At 43.6% G+C, this 20372-nt stretch carries 20 protein-coding genes and 2 pseudogenes; 13 read left to right on the forward strand and 9 right to left on the reverse strand.

The features are described from left to right. Nucleotides 1-716: 716 nt before the first annotated feature. The 3 genes from HFV01_RS01205 to HFV01_RS01215 all read right to left on the reverse strand — a co-directional run bounded on the left by HFV01_RS01205 (nt 717) and on the right by HFV01_RS01215 (nt 2348). Nucleotides 717-1619 carry an ROK family protein gene (locus tag HFV01_RS01205; protein WP_006623266.1) on the reverse strand — a complete coding sequence of 301 codons (903 nt, stop codon included), beginning with the start codon at nt 1617-1619 and terminating at the stop codon, nt 717-719. After that, a complete protein-coding gene (locus HFV01_RS01210; RefSeq protein ID WP_006616856.1) occupies nt 1616-1873 on the reverse strand; it encodes a hypothetical protein in 258 nt (85 codons plus the stop codon). Before HFV01_RS01210 ends, HFV01_RS01205 begins: the two co-directional genes overlap by 4 nt. A 286-nt stretch (nt 1874-2159) precedes the next feature. Then, the gene (locus HFV01_RS01215) at nt 2160-2348 is read right to left on the reverse strand and encodes a hypothetical protein (RefSeq protein WP_006623268.1); all 189 of its coding nucleotides are present in this window, start codon (nt 2346-2348) and stop codon (nt 2160-2162) included. Nucleotides 2349-2431: 83 nt separating this feature from the next. Between HFV01_RS01215 and HFV01_RS01220 the strand changes: the two genes are divergently transcribed. After that, nucleotides 2432-2611, forward strand: a complete 180-nt coding sequence (locus HFV01_RS01220; protein ID WP_006623269.1) for a hypothetical protein — start codon at nt 2432-2434, stop codon at nt 2609-2611. 5 nt (nt 2612-2616) lie between these two features. Then, nucleotides 2617-5850 (forward strand): carbamoyl-phosphate synthase large subunit, encoded by a 3234-nt coding sequence (gene carB / locus HFV01_RS01225; protein WP_006623270.1) that lies wholly within the window; start codon nt 2617-2619, stop codon nt 5848-5850. Here carB and HFV01_RS30000 read toward each other — a convergent pair. Together HFV01_RS30000 and HFV01_RS30005 are read right to left on the reverse strand one after the other, a co-directional pair. Further along, nucleotides 5847-5975, reverse strand: a complete 129-nt coding sequence (locus tag HFV01_RS30000; RefSeq protein WP_257720182.1) for a hypothetical protein — start codon at nt 5973-5975, stop codon at nt 5847-5849. The genes carB and HFV01_RS30000 overlap by 4 nt on opposite strands. A 38-nt stretch (nt 5976-6013) precedes the next feature. After that, complete coding sequence (locus tag HFV01_RS30005; RefSeq protein ID WP_257720183.1) at nt 6014-6145, reverse strand: hypothetical protein; 132 nt, start codon at nt 6143-6145, stop codon at nt 6014-6016. Nucleotides 6146-6304: 159 nt separating this feature from the next. Here HFV01_RS30005 and HFV01_RS01230 point away from each other — a divergent pair, with 159 nt between their 5' ends. Beyond that, nucleotides 6305-7510 carry a DNA cytosine methyltransferase gene (locus tag HFV01_RS01230; RefSeq protein WP_193520754.1) on the forward strand — a complete coding sequence of 402 codons (1206 nt, stop codon included), beginning with the start codon at nt 6305-6307 and terminating at the stop codon, nt 7508-7510. Here HFV01_RS01230 and HFV01_RS01235 read toward each other — a convergent pair. The 3 genes from HFV01_RS01235 to HFV01_RS01245 all read right to left on the reverse strand — a co-directional run bounded on the left by HFV01_RS01235 (nt 7482) and on the right by HFV01_RS01245 (nt 8828). Further along, the gene (locus HFV01_RS01235) at nt 7482-8204 is read right to left on the reverse strand and encodes a hypothetical protein (RefSeq protein WP_006623272.1); all 723 of its coding nucleotides are present in this window, start codon (nt 8202-8204) and stop codon (nt 7482-7484) included. The two genes, HFV01_RS01230 and HFV01_RS01235, sit on opposite strands and share 29 nt — an antisense overlap. Continuing rightward, a complete protein-coding gene (locus tag HFV01_RS01240; RefSeq protein WP_006623273.1) occupies nt 8201-8467 on the reverse strand; it encodes a helix-turn-helix domain-containing protein in 267 nt (88 codons plus the stop codon). The genes HFV01_RS01235 and HFV01_RS01240 overlap by 4 nt, the downstream gene beginning before the upstream one ends. 148 nt (nt 8468-8615) lie before the next feature. Then, entirely contained in the window at nt 8616-8828 is a 213-nt protein-coding gene (locus HFV01_RS01245; protein ID WP_228116403.1) for a hypothetical protein, read from the reverse strand. Between the two features lie 52 nt (nt 8829-8880). On the opposite strand from HFV01_RS01245, the pseudogene HFV01_RS01250 reads away from it, so the two are divergent. The 9 genes and pseudogenes from HFV01_RS01250 (at nt 8881) to HFV01_RS01290 (ending at nt 18118) form a co-directional block, all read left to right on the forward strand. Then, a pseudogene (locus HFV01_RS01250) lies at nt 8881-9562 on the forward strand (IS1-like element ISArma2 family transposase). 46 nt (nt 9563-9608) lie between these two features. Next, nucleotides 9609-9843, forward strand: a pseudogene (locus tag HFV01_RS01255) (hypothetical protein). 539 nt (nt 9844-10382) lie between these two features. Continuing rightward, nucleotides 10383-11531 (forward strand): ACR3 family arsenite efflux transporter, encoded by a 1149-nt coding sequence (arsB, locus tag HFV01_RS01260; protein WP_008054309.1) that lies wholly within the window; start codon nt 10383-10385, stop codon nt 11529-11531. 7 nt (nt 11532-11538) lie between these two features. Beyond that, nucleotides 11539-12183 (forward strand): arsenical resistance protein ArsH, encoded by a 645-nt coding sequence (gene arsH, locus HFV01_RS01265; protein ID WP_008054310.1) that lies wholly within the window; start codon nt 11539-11541, stop codon nt 12181-12183. Between the two features lie 26 nt (nt 12184-12209). Continuing rightward, nucleotides 12210-12611: an arsenate reductase, glutathione/glutaredoxin type gene (arsC, locus tag HFV01_RS01270; RefSeq protein WP_006623281.1), complete on the forward strand. Its 402-nt coding sequence runs from the start codon at nt 12210-12212 to the stop codon at nt 12609-12611. Nucleotides 12612-12763: 152 nt separating this feature from the next. Then, nucleotides 12764-13483, forward strand: a complete 720-nt coding sequence (locus HFV01_RS01275) for a Uma2 family endonuclease (protein ID WP_111890923.1) — start codon at nt 12764-12766, stop codon at nt 13481-13483. 567 nt (nt 13484-14050) lie between these two features. Further along, nucleotides 14051-14812, forward strand: coding sequence for a Uma2 family endonuclease (locus HFV01_RS01280; RefSeq protein WP_006623282.1), 762 nt, complete (start codon nt 14051-14053; stop codon nt 14810-14812). 567 nt (nt 14813-15379) lie between these two features. After that, nucleotides 15380-16078 carry a Uma2 family endonuclease gene (locus tag HFV01_RS01285; RefSeq protein WP_048895258.1) on the forward strand — a complete coding sequence of 233 codons (699 nt, stop codon included), beginning with the start codon at nt 15380-15382 and terminating at the stop codon, nt 16076-16078. Between the two features lie 300 nt (nt 16079-16378). Beyond that, nucleotides 16379-18118, forward strand: coding sequence for an Rqc2 family fibronectin-binding protein (locus tag HFV01_RS01290; protein ID WP_006623284.1), 1740 nt, complete (start codon nt 16379-16381; stop codon nt 18116-18118). Between the two features lie 174 nt (nt 18119-18292). Here HFV01_RS01290 and HFV01_RS01295 read toward each other — a convergent pair whose 3' ends face one another. Beyond that, complete coding sequence (locus HFV01_RS01295; RefSeq protein WP_006623285.1) at nt 18293-18766, reverse strand: VOC family protein; 474 nt, start codon at nt 18764-18766, stop codon at nt 18293-18295. A gap of 290 nt (nt 18767-19056) precedes the next feature. Between HFV01_RS01295 and HFV01_RS01300 the strand changes: the two genes are divergently transcribed. Continuing rightward, entirely contained in the window at nt 19057-20343 is a 1287-nt protein-coding gene (locus tag HFV01_RS01300) for a tetratricopeptide repeat protein (RefSeq protein ID WP_006623286.1), read from the forward strand. Nucleotides 20344-20372 lie beyond the last annotated feature (29 nt).

The following is a 20372-nucleotide window of genomic DNA, read 5'->3' on the forward strand; positions in this document are numbered from 1 at the left end:
TTAATTATTAATTATTAATTATTAATTATTAATTATCTGAGTTAAACAAGTGCCGTCTTGGCTTGTTGTCGAGAAAGGCGGATCATAGTTTAGGATTTATCTACAGGTAATTCTCGGATTGATTGATAATAGCATATATACATTGAGTTAGCATTGACTTCAGGAAATCATGTTAATTATTAATTATTAATTATTAATTATTAATTATCTGAGTTAAACAAGTGCCGTCTTGGCTTGTTGTCGAGAAAGGCGGATCATAGTTTAGGATTTATCTACAGGTAATTCTCGGATTGATTGATAATAGCATATATACATTGAGTTAGCATTGACTTCAGGAAATCATGTTAATTATTAATTATTAATTATTAATTATTAATTATCTGAGTTAAACAAGTGCCGTCTTGGCTTGTTGTCGAGAAAGGCGGATCATAGTTTAGGATTTATCTACAGGTAATTCTCGGATTGATTGATAATAGCATATATACATTGAGTTAGCATTGACTTCAGGAAATCATGTTAATTATTAATTATTAATTATTAATTATTAATTATTAATTATCTGAGTTAAACAAGTGCCGTCTTGGCTTGTTGTCGAGAAAGGCGGATCATAGTTTAGGATTTATCTACAGGTAATTCTCGGATTGATTGATAATAGCATATATACATTGAGTTAGCATTGACTTCAGGAAATCATGTTAATTATTAATTATTAATTATTAATTATTAATTATCTGAAAAGCAAGTCGCGCCGCCCCTATAGTACCCGCCTGATTTCCTAATTCGGCGGTCAAAATTTGTAGCCCTTCCCGAGAAGTGGGTAAAACTCGGCGTTGAATTTCCTCCCAGAGGGTTGGTAAAAATAGATTCGCTGCCGCACTAATACCACCGCCTAAAATGACCGCTTCTGGAGTCAAAACATAAATTAAACTAGCTAAACCCGCCCCTAACCGTCGCCCATATTCTTCCCAATAGGCTAAGGCTTGGGAATCACCTGCGATCGCCTTTTTGGCTAGGTCAGAAGGGTGATCACCCGTTTCTCGGCGGATAGCTTGTACAGAGACATATTGTTCCAGAGAACCCTGATTTCCGCTATTACAAGGGGGTCCATCGGGGTTCAAAGTAATTAATCCCAACTCCCCCGCCGCGCCGCGATGACCCACAAATAACTGACGATTGAGGATAATCGCCCCGCCAACTCCTGTCCCCAGAGTTAACATAATCAGATTATCAAAATTTCGTCCCGCCCCTAACCAGGCTTCCCCCAACCCCGCACAATTAGCATCATTAGCCATGATTACTGGCTTTTGGGTTTTTTCTTCCAGCCAGTCTGCTAAGGGAACATCCCGCCAATTCTCTAGGTTAATGGCTACCTGGGAGATACGCCCCGTCCCATCTACTGGTCCCGGTAAACCCACCCCGATCGCCGCCCAAGACTCGACAGGGGCTGTTATTTGTGATATAGCGTTTAGTATTGCTGCCAACACAGCTTCCGGGGTAGCGGGTTGTGGAGTTGCCACCGTCAGGGATTGGTTACAGGAACCGTCCGCCTCAAACAGTCCCAGTTTAATCGCCGTCCCCCCTAAATCAATACCAATGACCTGAGCGGATTTTGGTTTCATTCTACTTCGTCGCGTTCTATGCTGCTAGTATAAATGGGTTCGACGCGAATCCCCATAATACTAGAGGGACGAACTACCAGATACTCACCTTCAATGGTTTTAATCGGGACATTGAGAAAATCGGTATCAGTGTGCTTAGGAATCAGAACCTTAGTGTACCAGGTCTGAAAATCCTGGATCGTCCTGAACCGGACTTCTTCCCGGTGTCCCCCCTGAATCAAAAGATGAACCGCGTATGAACTAGGTTTAGGCATAAGGATGTTTGGGATAATAAGGGATTGTTGTACCATTTTCTCACTAATCAGGGCGATCGGTCAATCCATTAGTAACGATACACCAATATCAGCCAGAAGATGAAATAAGTTCACCACCATCAGTATTTAATCAGTTCCCTGATATCAGCCTTGTCTTTACTGATTATAGATGATTCAGGAAATTGTGATCACAACTCATGGCTGATTGGTAGAACCTCGAAATTGGGTAATTTCGGCTATTGTTAATGGCTAGGTGGTGGAATTAGACACATTTTTTCATATACTGTTATTGGATTGTTAAAAAGAGGATTAATTTAGATATGTATACACTGATAATCATGGGAGTTTTCTCGTCATGTCTACAATCATTATTACTGGTTGTTAGTTGATTTTCCGGTTCTAGGGTAGTAGTACGATCGCACTTGTCAAGTTCAGTCTGAACATTTAGGCGGGAGTTGAGATTGTACCCTGGCATTGATTACAGTGAGCGATCGCCCATAATTGGGCATCGGATCTAAAATTAGGCTGATGATGTTCAGTTAAATTTAAGTCTAAGTTATGATTTTTAAGCGCCAGGAAGTGGCGTTTAGGCCTGTGGAGACGATGGGAGACCCCAGCTATAAACTAATAGCCTGGGGAATTGTCGGAGAAGCAGGAAGCCTACACCCAATGCGTCAGCCTGTTCTGACCCAGGTGGTGGTAGGGTACTTCACAGATAACCGAATAACGGATAGTTAAGAGATATGCCGCGACGCGACGACCTAAAAAAAATTCTGCTGCTGGGTTCGGGTCCAATTGTCATCGGACAAGCCTGTGAGTTTGACTATTCAGGGACTCAAGCCTGTAAAGCCCTACGAGAAGAAGGATATGATGTAGTTCTGGTCAACTCTAACCCAGCCACAATCATGACCGACCCGGAAACAGCCCGGCGGACATACATTGAACCCTTAACCCCAGAAATTGTGGAAAAAGTCATCGAGGCGGAACGTCCCGACGCTTTATTACCAACCATGGGGGGTCAGACCGCCTTAAATATTGCGGTGGCTTTGTCGAAAAATGGGGTTTTAGACAAATATGGTGTTGAACTGATTGGCGCTAAATTAGATGCGATTGAAAAAGCCGAAGATCGTCTCCTGTTCAAACAGGCGATGGAGAAAATTGGGGTCGGCTGCTGTCCATCAGGTATTGCGAATAACCTCAATGAAGCCAGGGCTATTGCGGAGCAAATTGGTAGTTATCCGCTGATTATTCGTCCCGCCTTCACTATGGGGGGTACAGGGGGCGGTATTGCTTATAATCAGGAAGAATACGAGGAATTGGCGATCGCTGGGTTGGATGCTTCCCCCATGTCCCAGATTTTGGTGGAACAGTCTTTAATTGGCTGGAAAGAATACGAGTTAGAGGTAATGCGGGATTTGGCGGATAATGTGGTGATTATCTGTTCCATTGAAAACCTCGACCCTATGGGGGTTCATACTGGCGATTCCATTACCGTCGCTCCGGCGCAAACCCTCACCGATAAGGAATATCAACGATTGCGGGATGCGGCGATTAAAATTATCCGGGAAATTGGGGTAGAAACGGGAGGTTCTAATATCCAGTTTTCCGTGAACCCGGTTAATGGAGATGTGATTGTCATTGAAATGAACCCCCGCGTCAGTCGGTCTTCGGCTTTGGCTTCCAAGGCGACTGGGTTCCCTATTGCGAAGTTTGCAGCCAAATTGTCTGTGGGTTATACCCTCGATGAAATTAGCAATGATATCACCAAAAAAACTCCGGCTTCTTTTGAACCAACTATTGATTATGTGGTCACCAAGATTCCCCGGTTTACTTTTGAGAAGTTCCCAGGTGCTGAACCAGTATTGACTACCCAAATGAAATCGGTGGGTGAGGCGATGGCTATTGGTGGCACTTTCTGCGAGTCCTTCCAAAAGGCTATGCGATCGCTCGAAACAGGTTTGGCGGGTTGGGGACTTAATACTAATGAAAAAGTCCCCAGTTTGGATACTATCCGTTCTGGTTTAAGGACTCCTAACCCCGACCGAATGCTAACGCTCCGCTATGCCATGTTATTGGGAATGTCGGTAGAGGAGATTTATGAGTTAACCGGGATTGACCCTTGGTTTTTGGATAAGTTGCAGCAATTGTTGGAGACGGAGAAATTTTTAAAACGCACTCCCTTCAACCAAATTAATCATGAGGATATGCTGGCGATTAAGCGACAAGGTTTTAGCGATCGCCAAATTGCTTTTGCGAGTCAAACCACGGAAGATGAAGTCCGTAAATATCGTAAGGGTTTAGGGGTCAAACCTGCCTATAAAATGGTGGATACCTGCGCCGCCGAATTTGAGTCTACCACCCCTTACTATTACTCTACCTATTGGGAAGAGGACGAAATGATCCCCTCCGACCGCCCCAAAGTCATGATTCTCGGCGGCGGACCTAACCGCATTGGTCAGGGGATTGAGTTTGACTATTGTTGCTGTCACGCCTCCTATTCTTTGCGCGATGATGGCTATATCACCATTATGGTTAACTCCAACCCGGAGACGGTTTCCACCGACTACGACACCAGCGATCGCCTCTATTTTGAACCCTTGACCAAGGAGGATGTTTTTAATATCATCGAGGCGGAAGAACCACTAGGTATTGTCATTCAGTTTGGCGGTCAGACTCCCTTAAAACTAGCCGTCCCCCTGGAAAAAGCCCTGTCAGAATCCACCCTAAAAACTAAAATTTGGGGGACTAGCCCTGACTCTATTGATACCGCTGAGGACCGGGAACGCTTCGAGAAAATTCTCCGGGAGTTGAATATTCAACAGGCGGCGAATGGAATGGCTCGCAGCTATGAAGAGGCTCTCGCGGTGGCGGGTCGTATCGGTTATCCGGTCGTCGTGCGTCCTTCCTATGTGTTGGGGGGTCGCGCCATGGAAATCGTCTATTCTGATGAGGAATTGGAACGATATATGACCTTTGCGGTGCTGGTGGAACCGGATCACCCGATTTTGGTTGATAAGTTCCTGGAAAATGCCGTTGAGGTCGATGTTGATGCGATCGCTGACCATACCGGAAATGTCGTCATCGGTGGGATTATGGAACATATCGAACAGGCGGGGATTCACTCCGGGGACTCCGCTTGTTCCATTCCTACCCAAACTCTATCAGAAACCGTCCTCGCTACCATACGCCGCCAGACTATTCAATTAGCCAAGGCTTTGAATGTGGTGGGTCTGATGAACATTCAGTTTGCGGTACAAGGTGAACAGGTTTATATTCTGGAGGCTAACCCCCGCGCTTCCCGGACTGTTCCCTTTGTGTCTAAGGCGATCGGTATTCCTTTGGCGAAAATGGCTTCCCGCGTCATGTCTGGCAAGACTTTGGCAGAGTTGGGATATACTCAGGAGAAAATTCCCGATTATGTCTCGGTGAAAGAGGCGGTTTTACCTTTTGCTAAGTTCCCAGGTACGGATGTCCTCCTCGGTCCCGAAATGCGATCGACCGGAGAAGTTATGGGAATTGATACCGAATTCGGACGCGCCTTTGCTAAAGCCGAATTGGCGGCGGGTCAGGTGATACCCATGTCGGGGACGGTGTTTGTCTCTGTCAATGACCGCGATAAAGAAGCGATCGTTCCTGTGGTTCAAGATTTCCTGGATCTCGGCTTTAAGGTGACTGCTACCATCAACACTCGCAAGGTGTTATGGGAACATGGGGTTAAGGTTGACCTAGAGTTGAAACTCCATGAGGGTCGCCCTAATGTATTGGATGCTATTAAAAATCACGCGGTACAATTGGCGATTATCACGCCTTCGGGGTCGGAAGCACGCGCTGATGGGATTATGATTCGGCGATCGGCTTTGGCTTACAAGGTCCCGATTATTACCACTATCGCTGGCGCTAAAGCCACCATATCCGCTTTGCGATCGCTCCAGCAACGCCCCCTAGATGTTAAAGCCCTTCAAGACTATTACATTTAAAATAGTCTCGCCCTAGGGCTAATGGGCGGGTTTAGACGGTTGGCGGATTTTTTCCCAAAACCGTCGGGAATGCGATCGCACCACCTGTTCAAAACGGCGGCGGGGAAAGGGCGGGTGTATATCATTGGCTGGTGTGTTCCATGGCTGACTGCTGCACCCGCCCCTACATTACATTGGGCGCGTTATTCGAGGTCGAAATTCGGTGAAATTCGGTGAAATGCGATCGCACTACCTCACCAAAAACCGCCGTGGGGAAAGGGTCGGTGCTAGTAGGGGCGGGTGCTAGATCCGCCATCGGGAAAACCAGCCAACTACCTGCACCCGCCCTTCTTTTTTAATGCCCCTACATTGGGCGCGTTATTCTTGTTAACAAAAGGTTCGACTTGATCTCAGTCTTGACATTATGTAGACTATCTATCACAATCATGATTATAGAGCCTTTATTTTTCAAGTCATGGACCTACAATTATCCTTGTTTCCAGATGATCCAAAAGATAACAGCACCAGGAAACAGAAAAAAGCTAAATTAGGGCGTTATCAAAGAATTCAGCGTGAATTAGCCACAACCAAACGCGATCCTTATCAAGTTCAAGTTGATATTAATCCCGTATCCCAACCACTGCAAACCTATAACTTTATCGATCTATTTTCTGGTGCAGGGGGAATCACGCAGGGTTTTTGGCAAGCTGGTTTTAATCCAGTAGCTAGTGTAGAAATTAACCCAATTGCCTCCGCCACTCATCAGAGAAACTTTCCCAATTGTCATCATTTTTGTGGGGATGTTAATGATTTTAATCCTCACCAGTGGCTATCTAAAATTGGTTCTCCTTCAGTTCATCTGGTCGTAGGCGGGCCACCGTGTCAAGGTTTTTCTGTCGCTGGGAAGCGCGATCCCAATGACCCTCGCAATCATTTATTCCAACAATTTATTCGCATTGTTGCTGAAGTGCGTCCTTGGTATGTCGTTATGGAAAATGTGCCGGGAATTTTAACCCTCAAAAAAGGCAAAATTAAACAAGCTATTTTTTCTGCTTTTCAAGCCATTGGTTACACAAATATTTCCGTGGCAATTCTTGAATCTGCCACCTATGGTGTTCCCCAAATCAGACCGAGAGCTATTTTTATAGCTAATCGTTTCGGAATGGAAAATCCTTATCCAAATCCTCAATTAGTTCCAGAGGAGTATCAGACAATTGAATCAGCAATTTCCGATCTACCAGCTTACCAACCCATTCCCAGTATTAATCATGAATGGACTCGTCATTCTCCCGAATATATGGAGCGGATATCAAAAGTACCTCCAGGAGGTTCTTTGTATCAAACCTATGTTGATGCTTTTAAGCGACAGTATCCCGGAAAACCTAGTATGACCATCAAAGAGAATCACGGGGGGACTCATATTCATCCCCATCTAAATCGGGTGATTTCAGCGCGAGAAATGGCTAGATTACAGACCTTTCCTGATTCTTTTATCTTTGAAGGAACCATGAAAAAAGCCATGTGGCAAATTGGAAATGCTGTTCCTCCACGTCTAGCAGAGTGTATTGGCTATGGACTCATTCCTTACTTAAATAGGATTGTCACAGAGGCTGAAAATGAGGCTGAAAATATAGTTGTCTCCGAAAAACAGCTTACTTATGTTCAGCTAATGTTGCATTAAGAGCATTACGCCATGACTCAAAATCATACCAACCGCAACCTATACAACCACCTTCTGCTTCCGCTCCCAATGGAGGAATATTATCAGGCCAGTTCTCACCCCCAGAATACCAGAAGCGGATACCCATGGGCTGCCCTCTTTTACCAGTTTTCATACATCTTTCACAACTTCTCGATTTCAGTAAATTGTGGTTGCCAGCACTATCTTTTTTGAGAAGTTGAAATTTTCTTTTGATTTCGTTTTCGTTCATGTTTATGTCATGACTAGGTTCGGCTTTACCCCAACGCTGCATAGGAAAACGGTGATCAATCACTAACTCATGGGTTGGTCTTTTTCGATTTTCAATAACGTCTTTATAATCATAAAGTTTCAAAATTCTGTCTGCTAATTTGGGGGGAATAATAGCCGGAGCATTTGACGGTTTTATTTGCCCAGTCCATCTATCCCATCTGGTTTTTTTATTACAGATGTTACAGAAATCCCGTTTGGTCTCAAGATGTAGCCCCGGACGACTTTTAGTTCCGCGCTCTAGTCCTTGAATTCCACCACCTCCAGCGTATTGCTCCGATGCTACTTGCTTACCTTCACAAGTGCGACAGTGCCACTTCTGATCTGACAGCAAACTGAACACCTTTAACTGAGAAGAACCTGGTTTTAATTGGGATTTAAAATTAGCCACTAAATTGCGATTCATTCAGTCCTAGTTATTTCTATTTCTAAGTTGTCCAGAAGTTGAGATACGGTTATTCCTAAGCCCTCAGCAAGAGCCACAATCGCCGTAAGAGAAGGATTTCTGACACCACGCTCTAGACCAGATATATACGTGCGGTCTAGGTCACAGCGTAGCCCTAGTTCTTCTTGAGAAATACCCACAGCCATTCTATGCTGTCTAATCAGAAATCCCAAAGCTTTTAAGGTTTTTGCTTTTGATTTTTCCATAGAGTCATAATTACCCATGGTGGACGATAAGTCTACGGACTATCAGTCACATTAAGAGATATTTTTGTCCTCTCAAAGTCCCTCTCCCTCTCTGGGATCCAGATTTAGGGTGAGGGCAATGTATTAAGCGACTGGTGAACAAGCTGTACTCTGATTGACGATTCTCCTAACCGCTAATCTTCCCAGGTCTTGAATTTAACCGCCACCAGGTTAAACTCCCCAAAATTAACCCAATTAGACAACTCGCAACCAACTTATAGCTTTGTAATTTGCCTCGCGCCCTTTGCTTTTTGGGCGGGACTGGCAACCCGGCGGGCATAGGGGATAATTCCCCGTTGTGTTCCCTGGTATCATCTTCCTGGGCTTGACGGGATCTCATATCGTTTTTGCGGTGTTGCATAATAGAAAATGATATTCTCAAATAAATCAAGATGGATTGTCCTTATTGCCAAAGCCATAAAGTAGTCAAAAATGGTCATCGTCAGGGAAAACAGAGTTACCTGTGCCGTGAATGTGGTCGCCAATTTCGATAAAATCCCTGTCCTGGAGGTTACAGTTCTGATGTCAAAGAGCTTTGTGTGAAAATTTCCCTCAATGGCATGGGATTTCGAGCCATTGAGAGAGTCACTGGTATTTCTCACAACACAATACTTAACTGGGTTAGAGTTGCAGAAACCCACATTGATGAGGAAAACTATGAAATTCCTGAAATAGCTCAAATTGATGAGCTTCAGACTTTTGTGGGTTCAAAAAAAAACCATCTGGGTCTGGACAGTTGTGAATACCAAACTGCCTGGAATTCTGAAGTTTGTCATAGGCGACCGCTCATTGCTGGCTTTTACCACATTATGGCAAATGATTCAGGGCTGGGCTGGTTTTCTATATATTACGGACGGATACAAAGTTTATCCTTGCTTAATTGAGGATTGCAATCATCTAGTCAGCAAAACGGCTATGACAAGAGTAGAAGGAGAAAACTGCCGTCTGAGGCACTATTTAGCCAGGCTACATCGCAAAACTTTGTGTGATTCCAAGTCCACTGAGATGTTGTACAAATCAATTCGCTTACTTATCTATTATTTGAAGCATGGACAACTTCCTCCGTTCTCTTAATCATTCTTCACTGTGCAATACCTAAAAGACAACGAAATCAACAACGATGGATTCTAACGTATTACCAGATATAGTCAAACTAGGAACTGATGGCATTACAGTTTTTTTTAGTCTGGCAGTTAATGAAGAAAAACCAGAAACTGATATCAGAGGTTAACTCCAGAGACAACGAACTAATGAAGCTGATTTACACAATCCTAAATCAATATAGGCAGTACCCAACAGGATTAAGCGATCGCACTGGCCGGATTAACCATCCCAGAGGAAAAGCCAAGGAGTAATTAATCAGACTGGCCCAATTGGGGACAACCTACTGGGAAAATGGACAATATAAGTACAAATTCCCAGCTAGGACAAAAAAGCGATCGCATCAAGTCCCTGGATACCAATCTGAACTGCTACAATTCCAAGGCTAAAGTAAACGCTTCGCCTCTATTCCTAATCTGACTCTGGGGCTAATGGTAAAACCCAAGTCTCCACTAGCCATCTCTGGGAAGAGGACAATATCAATATTTTTTGATTTTTATAGATTACCATAATCGCAATTAAACCGCTTATTGCTCAAAATTGCTATACCACAATTGTCTGTATTGACTTGCCATAGATGGTTTTAGCCAATATGCTCTCAGTCAATTCTGCCAGATTATATATATTCTGCCTACTTGACATATCAATTTTTTTTGAAATAATAGATACTATACCCAACTTGACCGGGACTAGGGGCCTGATTAATTAGGTTTCCGGGTCCCCGTGGGGTATGTATTTAGTCCCTCAACTTAGATATGGGGATTAAAGCAAGTCCTAATAGTCAGGATTTAACATGAGTAATGATTCGCCAAAAGTCAATAAATCAGCCGTACAAGCAGGGGGTAAATTAAACGTTTTTGAAAAGTACCTCACTGTATGGGTGATTCTCTGTATTATAGCAGGTATTGTCCTGGGTCGATTGTTTCCAGATGTGGCAGTAACCCTGGATTCAATGAGTATCTATCAGGTGTCAATTCCTATCGCCATTTGTCTGTTTTTCATGATGTATCCCATCATGGTAAAAATTGACTTTACCCAGGCGGTGAATGCGGCTAAAGCACCTAAGCCAGTGCTATTAACTCTGGTGATAAATTGGCTAATTAAACCGTTTACCATGGTGGCTTTTTCTCTATTTTTTCTGGGGTGGTTATTTCGACCAATTATCGCCGGAACTGAGATATTAAGAGGGGCAGAAATTCCCATAGCTGATTCCTATATTGCCGGGACTATTTTATTGGGAATTGCCCCCTGTACAGCCATGGTTTTAATGTGGGGTTATCTCTCCTACAGCAACCAAGGACTTACCCTGGTTATGGTGGCGGTTAATTCGCTGATGATGCTGTTTTTATACGCACCATTGGGACGGTGGTTGCTGTCGGCAAATAACTTAACTGTACCTTGGCAAACTATTTTATTATCAGTCCTGATTTATGTGGGTTTGCCACTGGCGGCGGGGATGTATACTCGCTATTTGATTTTTCAGTATAAAGGAAAGGCTTGGTTTGAAAGAGAGTTCCTGAAATATTTAAGTCCTGTGGCTACGGCGGCTTTATTAATTACCCTGATTTTGCTGTTTGCTTTTAAGGGTGATTTAATTGTGGAAAATCCCCTGCATATTCTGTTAATTGCTGTGCCACTATTTCTGCAAACCAATTTTATCTTTTTGATTACCTATGTGGCGGCTTTGAAAATGAAGCTATCCTATGAGGATGCTGCGCCAGCTTCTTTAATTGGCGCGAGTAATCATTTTGAAGTAGCGATCGCTACGGCGGTGACACTGTTTGGTTTAAATTCTGGAGCGGCTTTAGCAACTGTGGTGGGGGTATTAATTGAGGTTCCGGTGATGTTAATGTTGGTGAAGTTTTGCCAAAAAACGGCTTTTTGGTTTCCGCGAGAACCGGAAAAAGCTACACTGCTAGACCCCCGTTGTTTAAACTGCTAATTCAATCATGACTAATTTTGACCATCCTCCCAGAATCCTGTTTTTGTATGGTTCATTAAGAAAGCGATCTTACAGTCGGTTACTAGCAGAAGAAGCCGCTAGAATTATTACTGATATGGGTGCGGAAGTGCGTTTTTTTCATCCCCATGATTTACCCTTGCGCGATCGCTTTGATGAGTCTCACCCAGAAGTTCAAAAATTGCGCGAACTTAGTCAATGGTCAGAAGGTCAAGTTTGGTCATCCCCAGAAATGCACGGTAATATTACTGGTATTCTGAAAAACCAAATTGACTGGATACCTTTGAGTATTGGTGCGGTTAGACCTACTCAGGGTAAAACTCTAGCGGTGATGCAAGTTAGCGGAGGTTCCCAGTCTTTTAATGCGGTGAATACCATGCGAATTTTGGGGCGTTGGATGCGAATGTTTACCATTCCCAATCAATCCTCAGTTGCTAAGGCTTATCAGGAGTTTAATGAGGATGGAACTATGAAAGATTCACCTTATCGCGATCGGGTTATTGATGTCATGGAGGAACTCTATAAATTTACCCTACTGTTGCGGGATCAGGTCGATTACTTGACTGACCGCCACAGTGAACGCCAGGAAATCGCCAAAAAAGCAGTTATTGAAACTGCACAAAAAGCACTTTAGTTATACCTTAAAAATCTGGAGAAACCATGAAAAAAGTCATGTTTGTTTGCAAAAAAAATTCCTCCCGTTCCCAAATGGCTGAGGGGTTTGCTAAGGTAATCGGAAAAGATAAAATAGCTGTGACCAGTTCGGGATTGGAAAGCAGCGAAGTTAACCCTTATGCTATCAAAGCAATGGACGATGTGGGTATTGATATTAGCAAGCAAACCTCTAATGCTTTAAGTGAATTTAAACCCGAAGATTATGACGCGGTAATTTCCCTCTGTGGTTGCGGTGTGAATTTGCCAGAAGAATGGCTAACACGAGAGATATTTGAGGATTGGCAATTAGACGACCCAGCGGAAAAGCCGGAGATTTTTCCCAGGGTTAGGGAGGAAGTTCGAGACCGGGTGGAAAAGTTAATTAAAACATTGTTAGACGATAACTAACCTGATTGAGGTTCTGGGGTGGGTTGCTGTTGTTAATTCACCACAGAATCTGGTTTGAATAACATCTAGTTATTTCGGTCAAGCCTATATCAGCCAAGTTAGTCTAGGGTGGGGTGTATAATATATATCAGTGTAATGCGGAGTTAGGAATTATGATAGCAGTTGACACCCTGACCCATAAAACTGATGTTTTTTATCCGAGTGAGGACGGAGAACCCTTGGCAGAAACTTATGATCACGTTTACGCCATAATGGCGACTATGCTAGTTCTGAAAGAATACCTAAAAAACCGAAAAGCGACGGTTTTGGCTGACCAATTTATGTATTATGCGGCGGGTTTCCCTAAGTTGCGAGTAGCCCCTGATGTGATGGTGATTTTTGATGTGGAACCGGGGGGAAGAGATAACTATAAAATTTGGGAAGAGGGACAGGTTCCGGTTGTCATTTTTGAGATGACTTCTCCGAGTACAAAAGAACAGGACCAAACGGTTAAGAAAAATCTCTATGAAAGTTTGGAGGTGAAAGAATACTGGTTATTTGACCCGAAAGGGGAGTGGATAACTGAACAATTACGGGGTTATCGTTTAGTGGGAGATAGTTACCAATTAATTACGGATAACCGCAGTGCAACTCTGGGTTTGCGTTTACAAGTTGCCGGGAAAATAATCGAGTTTTCCCGAGAAGATAACGGACAAAAATTGCTAATTCCTGATGAGGCATACGAGGCTTTGCAAGAGGCTACTTTGGCTAGAATAGAAGCTGAACAACTGGCGGAAGCTGAAAAACAACGGGCGGAAGCTGAAAAACAACGGGCGGATGAATTGGCAGCATTATTAAATCAATATCGCGAGCAATTTGGGGATTTACGTTAATCAAGTAAATAACTGATCACAACCCTGATAAAATACATCAGGAATAATGGGGGGGTTTTCATTGACGGGGGGTACAGCCATCACCCCCAACTCCTCCCGGGGGAGGGGGCTTGAGAATGTGCTTGCCTAAGAAATCTGCTAGAGTAAAAGTTAGTAGTTAATTGAGATGATTTACTATTGACAAATTCCGGTACTTGACTTATGATGAAACCATGGGATAATGTGGCTGCATATATAAGCCAAAATTAATAATCCTGGTATTGAAACTGCTAAAATATCTAAAGACTAATAACTGTTATTTGAGGATTGGCAATTAGACGACCCAGCGGAAAAGCCGGAGATTTTTCCCAGGGTTAGGGAGGAAGTTCGAGACCGGGTGGAAAAGTTAATTAAAACATTGTTAGACGATAACTAACCTGATTGAGGTTCTGGGGTGGGTTGCTGTTGTTAATTCACCACAGAATCTGGTTTGAATAACATCTAGTTATTTCGGTCAAGCCTATATCAGCCAAGTTAGTCTAGGGTGGGGTGTATAATATATATCAGTGTAATGCGGAGTTAGGAATTATGATAGCAGTTGACACCCTGACCCATAAAACTGATGTTTTTTATCCGAGTGAGGACGGAGAACCCTTGGCAGAAACTTATGATCACGTTTACGCCATAATGGCGACTATGCTAGTTCTGAAAGAATACCTAAAAAACCGAAAAGCGACGGTTTTGGCTGACCAATTTATGTATTATGCGGCGGGTTTCCCTAAGTTGCGAGTAGCCCCTGATGTGATGGTGATTTTTGATGTGGAACCGGGGGGAAGAGATAACTATAAAATTTGGGAAGAGGGACAGGTTCCGGTTGTCATTTTTGAGATGACTTCTCCGAGTACAAAAGAACAGGACCAAACGGTTAAGAAAAATCTCTATGAAAGTTTGGAGGTGAAAGAATACTGGTTATTTGACCCGAAAGGGGAGTGGATAACTGAACAATTACGGGGTTATCGTTTAGTGGGAGATAGTTACCAATTAATTACGGATAACCGCAGTGCAACTCTGGGTTTGCGTTTACAAGTTGCCGGGAAAATAATCGAGTTTTCCCGAGAAGATAACGGACAAAAATTGCTAATTCCTGATGAGGCATACGAGGCTTTGCAAGAGGCTACTTTGGCTAGAATAGAAGCTGAACAACTGGCGGAAGCTGAAAAACAACGGGCGGAAGCTGAAAAACAACGGGCGGAAGCTGAAAAACAACGGGCGGAAGCTGAAAAACAACGGGCGGATGAATTGGCAGCATTATTAAATCAATATCGCGAGCAATTTGGGGATTTACGTTAATCAAGTAAATAACTGATCACAACCCTGATAAAATACATCAGGAATAATGGGGGGGTTTTCATTGACGGGGGGTACAGCCATCACCCCCAACTCCTCCCGGGGGAGGGGGCTTGAGAATGTGCTTGCCTAAGAAATCTGCTAGAGTAAAAGTTAGTAGTTAATTGAGATGATTTACTATTGACAAATTCCGGTACTTGACTTATGATGAAACCATGGGAGAATGTGGCTGCATATATAAGCCAAAATTAATAATCCTGGTATTGAAACTGCTAAAATATCTAAAGACTAATAACTGTTATTTGAGGATTGGCAATTAGACGACCCAGCGGAAAAGCCGGAGATTTTTCCCAGGGTTAGGGAGGAAGTTCGAGACCGGGTGGAAAAGTTAATTAAAACATTGTTAGACGATAACTAACCTGATTGAGGTTCTGGGGTGGGTTGCTGTTGTTAATTCACCACAGAATCTGGTTTGAATAACATCTAGTTATTTCGGTCAAGCCTATATCAGCCAAGTTAGTCTAGGGTGGGGTGTATAATATATATCAGTGTAATGCGGAGTTAGGAATTATGATAGCAGTTGACACCCTGACCCATAAAACTGATGTTTTTTATCCGAGTGAGGACGGAGAACCCTTGGCAGAAACTTATGATCACGTTTACGCCATAATGGCGACTATGCTAGTTCTGAAAGAATACCTAAAAAACCGAAAAGCGACGGTTTTGGCTGACCAATTTATGTATTATGCGGCGGGTTTCCCTAAGTTGCGAGTAGCCCCTGATGTGATGGTGATTTTTGATGTGGAACCGGGGGGAAGAGATAACTATAAAATTTGGGAAGAGGGACAGGTTCCGGTTGTCATTTTTGAGATGACTTCTCCGAGTACAAAAGAACAGGACCAAACGGTTAAGAAAAATCTCTATGAAAGTTTGGAGGTGAAAGAATACTGGTTATTTGACCCGAAAGGGGAGTGGATAACTGAACAATTACGGGGTTATCGTTTAGTGGGAGATAGTTACCAATTAATTACGGATAACCGCAGTGCAACTCTGGGTTTGCGTTTACAAGTTGCCGGGAAAATAATCGAGTTTTCCCGAGAAGATAACGGACAAAAATTGCTAATTCCTGATGAGGTATACGAGGCTTTGCAAGAGGCTACTTTGGCTAGAATAGAAGCTGAACAACGGGCGGAAGCGGAAAAACAACGGGCGGATGAATTGGCAGCATTATTAAATCAATATCGCGAGCAATTTGGGGATTTACGTTAATCAAGTAAATAACTGATCACAACCCTGATAAAATACATCAGGAATAATGGGGGGGGTTTCATTGACCGGGGGTACAGCCCTCACCCCCAACTCCTCCCGGGGGAGGGGGCTTGAGAATGTGCTGGTTTAAGAAATCTGCTAGAGTAAAAGTTAGTAGTTAATTGAGATGATTTACTATTGACAAATCCCGGAACTTGACTTATGATGAAATCATGGGAAAATGTGGCGGCATATATAAGCCAAAATTAATAATCCTGTTATTGAGACTGCTAAAATATCTAAAGACTAATAACTGTTAAGATGCAACCCGTAGATTATACCACGCTGATAGGGTCTTGTTGTGAATTGCGGTCTAACTGGTTACCAGCAAGACTTGAACAGGTGTATCAGCGCGATCGCTTTACTATTTCTCTCGCCCTACGAACGCTGAAGGGTAGGGGCTGGTTAGACATTTCTTGGCATCCCCAAGCGGCACGAATTTGTATTTCTACGCCGCCGCCACGGGTTGCTGATACGTTCACATTTAGCGACCAATTGCGACACCAACTGAGTGGTTTGGCTTTAGTAGACATTGCGGAAGTTGCGCCCTGGGAAAGGGTTTTAGACCTGCAATTTGCGAAGCGTCCGGGAGAAGCGGCGCTCTGGCATTTGTATGTAGAAATAATGACGAAATATAGCAATGTTATTTTAACGGGAAAAGATAACTTAATTGTGACGGCGGCGCACCAAGTGAGTTCTCAACAGTCTAGTGTGCGTCCGATCCAAACAGGCGATCGCTATGAATTACCGCCCGGTCTGACTGACCCCATTCCTAAGCTAGAAGAACCCCTAGAAAAGTGGCAAGAAAGAGTTAGTTTAATTCCCGATTTGCTGAAACGACAATTAATGAAAAGCTATCGAGGTTTAAGTTCGACTTTAGCAGTGGGTTTAATGGCGGCGGCGAATTTGGAAAGCGATCGCACTACGGACAGTCTAAGCAATGAAGAATGGGAAAAACTATTCCAGCAGTGGCGACAGTGGTTAACAGCGTTAGAAACTGGTAAATTTGAACCGGTTTGGACAGCCACAGGTTACAGCGTCATGGGTTGGGGAAAGATAGGGGAAAGTCCGGCGAATGTGCAGGAACTTCTCAATGAGTATTACACCCAGGAATTAAACGGTCAGGAGTTCAGACAATTACAGCATCAAATCAGCCAAAAATTGCAGACACTCCTAAAGAAATTGGGGGTAAAGTTAGCGGAATTTAACCAGCGCCTACAACAGTCAGAAAAAGCGGATTTATATCGTAGTCAAGCGGACTTATTAATGGCTAGTTTACATGAGTGGCAGCCGGGAATGAAATCAATCACCCTCGCTGATTTTGAAACATCTGCACCTGTAAAAATTCCCCTAGAACCGGAAAAAAATGCGGTGCAAAATGCCCAAAGTCTCTATAAACGCCATCAGAAAATGAAACGCGCCCGCATGGCGATCGCTCCACTAATTGAAGCTGTCCGGGAAGAAATCAACTATCTGGAACAAGTAGAAGCAGCCCTATATCAAGTTGCTAATTATAGAAAACCGGGAGATTTGCAAACCCTGACAGAAATTCGAGGGGAATTAATCGAGGAAGGATATCTAACAATTCCCGACTATCGCCCCCAAAACTTAGGAACAGAAACGGAATTTTATCGGTATGTAACCCCTGGTGGTTTTGAGTTATTAGTAGGTCGGAATAATCAACAAAACGATCGCCTCACATTTCGGGTAGCCACGGACTATGATTTATGGTTTCATACCCAGGAAATTCCTGGAAGCCATGCTTTATTAAGGCTACCAGCGGGACAGGTTCCTGATGATAATGATTTGCAGTTTACGGCTAATATCACGGCCTATTATAGCCGCGCGCGTCAGAGTGAACAGGTCCCCGTCATTTACACCCAGCCGAAATATGTTTATAAACCCAAGGGGGCGAAACCGGGAATGGTTATCTATAAAAATGAACAGGTTTTATGGGGTGTACCTCAACAGGCGATCGCCCTTTTGGGGCTAGATGGCTAAAAAGTTAATTTTTTTAAAAAATGTTGTGCTTTTTGTTACAATGCAATGGAGAGGTTTGAGAATTTATACCCGCTACTGAAGGCGGAACGCCCAGCTCGGGTATCCTCAAATCACAACAACAACGGTATCCTTATTTAGCGTGACCAGTCCCCGTCAGGAGTCTGGTCATTTTCATTAAGCCTGACCGGGAAGGCGATCGCAACGGATCTCTATCATAAATCCATCGGGGTCATACAAGTAGATACCGCGACCTGTGGGGCGGCTGATAGGTCCTCTGGCGATCGCGACATTATGATTCTGTAAAGCCTCAACAGCCGTATCAAAGAGAGTCGGATCAATATCAAAAGCCAAATGATTGGCCCCAGTAAACTCATGGGTCGGGTCAGGGTGGGGAGGTTGTAGGTTAGGTTCCGAAAATAAATCAATCACTGTGCCATCTCCGGTGACAAAGTTGGCTACTTTTCCGGCTGCAACTAATGATTTGAGGGTGCTGGGAACCTCATCCCCGGTTAGTTCATGGAGTCCCAGGACTTTGCCATAAAATTGACGAGAAGCCCGGATATCAGCAACATTTAAGGCGATATGATGGACGCGACGTAGCATCCCAGCGGTTAAGCACTTTTGATTATGATTGGAGATAGTCTGCATGGCGAAAACTCCGCAAAATAGCTATTGATCCATTCTAGCTAAATTAGTAGATAACGGGGGTGATATCTGGGGAGATTTTCTCAATTTTTGATTGATTATTAATGGGATGTAATTATAGCATATTTATTCCCGAAACGCCAGCCCAAATCAGTGGCAAAAAACCAGCAGAAGACCAATAGTTAGAGGATTCCGGTTGACCACCCCACGATTATCCTCTGTCACTATGGGGAAAAATTGCTATAATTGCGGATCATATTCAACCCATCAACTGGACCCTTGACAAATATTCTATGGTAAGACCAATTTTTAATAGCATTAAAATTAGTGCGATCGCCTTAATGTTAATAGGGGTAGGATTCCATTTTCCCACCCTTTCCGCCGCCGCCCAAAATCAGTCGGAAGAAGTAGATCTAGGAGTTCTCGATCCCTTTGCGCCTAACCCCCTGCTGAGTCAAGAACCTGACCCTTTATTACCTAACCCCCCCAGAGACGGAAATATCCTCAGTGAAAGTGAACAAGAAACCCTCGCCCCTGAACTCGATCGCCTGAACGCGGAAGCCACGGCTCTCCTGGCGGCGGGAAATGCGATCGCTGCTTTTGAATTATGGACTAGGGAACTGCGCTTACGTCGCTATTTCGGACCTTTGGAAGAAATCGCCGCCCTAGAAAGAGTCGGGTTAATTTCCTGGGAAAATGGTCAGCGTCTCTACTTGGAATTTATTACGGATCGCCTCCATCAAATTCTCCTCAACAGCCCCGATCAGACTATTTTAGAAGCCCTAGGAAATGCCTTTCAAACAGTCCGCGCCAAAGATTATGGAATCCAAGCATATCAGAGGCTGTTAGAAATTTATGCAGAAGATAATATCTGGCAAAAAGAAGGATGGTTAAATGCGATCGCTGTGATTTATCTTAACTGGTTAGACTATCCCCAAGCAGCGGCGGCTTACCGAGAATTACTGCGAACTCAACAACAGATCGAAAACCTGCGCCAACGGGGAGAACTACCGCCACCACCACCACCCATAGCCAACGGAAACCCCCCACCTTCGCGATTACAATCTCTCCGAAATTTAGCATTTATTTATGAACAAATGAGGGAATTTTTAGAAGCGATCGCCACTCGTGATCAACTGGTTGAATATCATCTTGGACAGTCCAATTTAGGGCCGATTCCCGACCTCAAAATAGCGATCGCCACCAACCATGAACAACTCGGTCAATTCCAACAAGCTGGTCAAGCCTATCAACAAGCCTATCAGTTTGCCATAAATATCCAACAATTTGAGAATGCTAGTATCGCCCTCGCGCGATTAGCGCAACTTTATATGGAACAAAATCAAACTGAAACCGCCTTAGAATTATATCAAGCTAAACTACTGGTTAATCAACGTTCCTTCAATTTTTTTTCCATGATGAACACCTATGATAATATAGGAGAAATCCATCGGCAAAAACAAGCATATCCCCAAGCATTACAAGCCTTTCAAAGAGCCTTACAACTCGCCCAACAACTCCAACACAAAGAGGATTATTTTCTCGCCAAAATTGATGAAATCAACCGCCAAATCAGATAAATAATTCCCCCTTAGCAGAGTATTTGATA

The sequence above is a fragment of the Limnospira fusiformis SAG 85.79 genome (assembly GCF_012516315.1).
GTDB lineage: Bacteria > Cyanobacteriota > Cyanobacteriia > Cyanobacteriales > Microcoleaceae > Limnospira > Limnospira fusiformis.

Bases quoted from the DNA above. Each gene is read 5' to 3' on its own strand.
- HFV01_RS01205 (WP_006623266.1), bottom strand. From the start codon at position 1,619: ATGAAACCAAAATCCGCTCAGGTCATTGGTATTGATTTAGGGGGGACG.
- HFV01_RS01210 (WP_006616856.1), bottom strand. From the start codon at position 1,873: ATGCCTAAACCTAGTTCATACGCGGTTCATCTTTTGATTCAGGGGGGA.
- HFV01_RS01215 (WP_006623268.1), bottom strand. From the start codon at position 2,348: ATGCCAGGGTACAATCTCAACTCCCGCCTAAATGTTCAGACTGAACTT.
- HFV01_RS01220 (WP_006623269.1), top strand. From the start codon at position 2,432: ATGATTTTTAAGCGCCAGGAAGTGGCGTTTAGGCCTGTGGAGACGATG.
- carB (WP_006623270.1), top strand. From the start codon at position 2,617: ATGCCGCGACGCGACGACCTAAAAAAAATTCTGCTGCTGGGTTCGGGT.
- HFV01_RS30000 (WP_257720182.1), bottom strand. From the start codon at position 5,975: ATGATATACACCCGCCCTTTCCCCGCCGCCGTTTTGAACAGGTGGTGC.
- HFV01_RS30005 (WP_257720183.1), bottom strand. From the start codon at position 6,145: ATGGCGGATCTAGCACCCGCCCCTACTAGCACCGACCCTTTCCCCACG.
- HFV01_RS01230 (WP_193520754.1), top strand. From the start codon at position 6,305: ATGGACCTACAATTATCCTTGTTTCCAGATGATCCAAAAGATAACAGC.
- HFV01_RS01235 (WP_006623272.1), bottom strand. From the start codon at position 8,204: ATGAATCGCAATTTAGTGGCTAATTTTAAATCCCAATTAAAACCAGGT.
- HFV01_RS01240 (WP_006623273.1), bottom strand. From the start codon at position 8,467: ATGGGTAATTATGACTCTATGGAAAAATCAAAAGCAAAAACCTTAAAA.
- HFV01_RS01245 (WP_228116403.1), bottom strand. From the start codon at position 8,828: ATGAGATCCCGTCAAGCCCAGGAAGATGATACCAGGGAACACAACGGG.
- arsB (WP_008054309.1), top strand. From the start codon at position 10,383: ATGAGTAATGATTCGCCAAAAGTCAATAAATCAGCCGTACAAGCAGGG.
- arsH (WP_008054310.1), top strand. From the start codon at position 11,539: ATGACTAATTTTGACCATCCTCCCAGAATCCTGTTTTTGTATGGTTCA.
- arsC (WP_006623281.1), top strand. From the start codon at position 12,210: ATGAAAAAAGTCATGTTTGTTTGCAAAAAAAATTCCTCCCGTTCCCAA.
- HFV01_RS01275 (WP_111890923.1), top strand. From the start codon at position 12,764: ATGATAGCAGTTGACACCCTGACCCATAAAACTGATGTTTTTTATCCG.
- HFV01_RS01280 (WP_006623282.1), top strand. From the start codon at position 14,051: ATGATAGCAGTTGACACCCTGACCCATAAAACTGATGTTTTTTATCCG.
- HFV01_RS01285 (WP_048895258.1), top strand. From the start codon at position 15,380: ATGATAGCAGTTGACACCCTGACCCATAAAACTGATGTTTTTTATCCG.
- HFV01_RS01290 (WP_006623284.1), top strand. From the start codon at position 16,379: ATGCAACCCGTAGATTATACCACGCTGATAGGGTCTTGTTGTGAATTG.
- HFV01_RS01295 (WP_006623285.1), bottom strand. From the start codon at position 18,766: ATGCAGACTATCTCCAATCATAATCAAAAGTGCTTAACCGCTGGGATG.
- HFV01_RS01300 (WP_006623286.1), top strand. From the start codon at position 19,057: ATGGTAAGACCAATTTTTAATAGCATTAAAATTAGTGCGATCGCCTTA.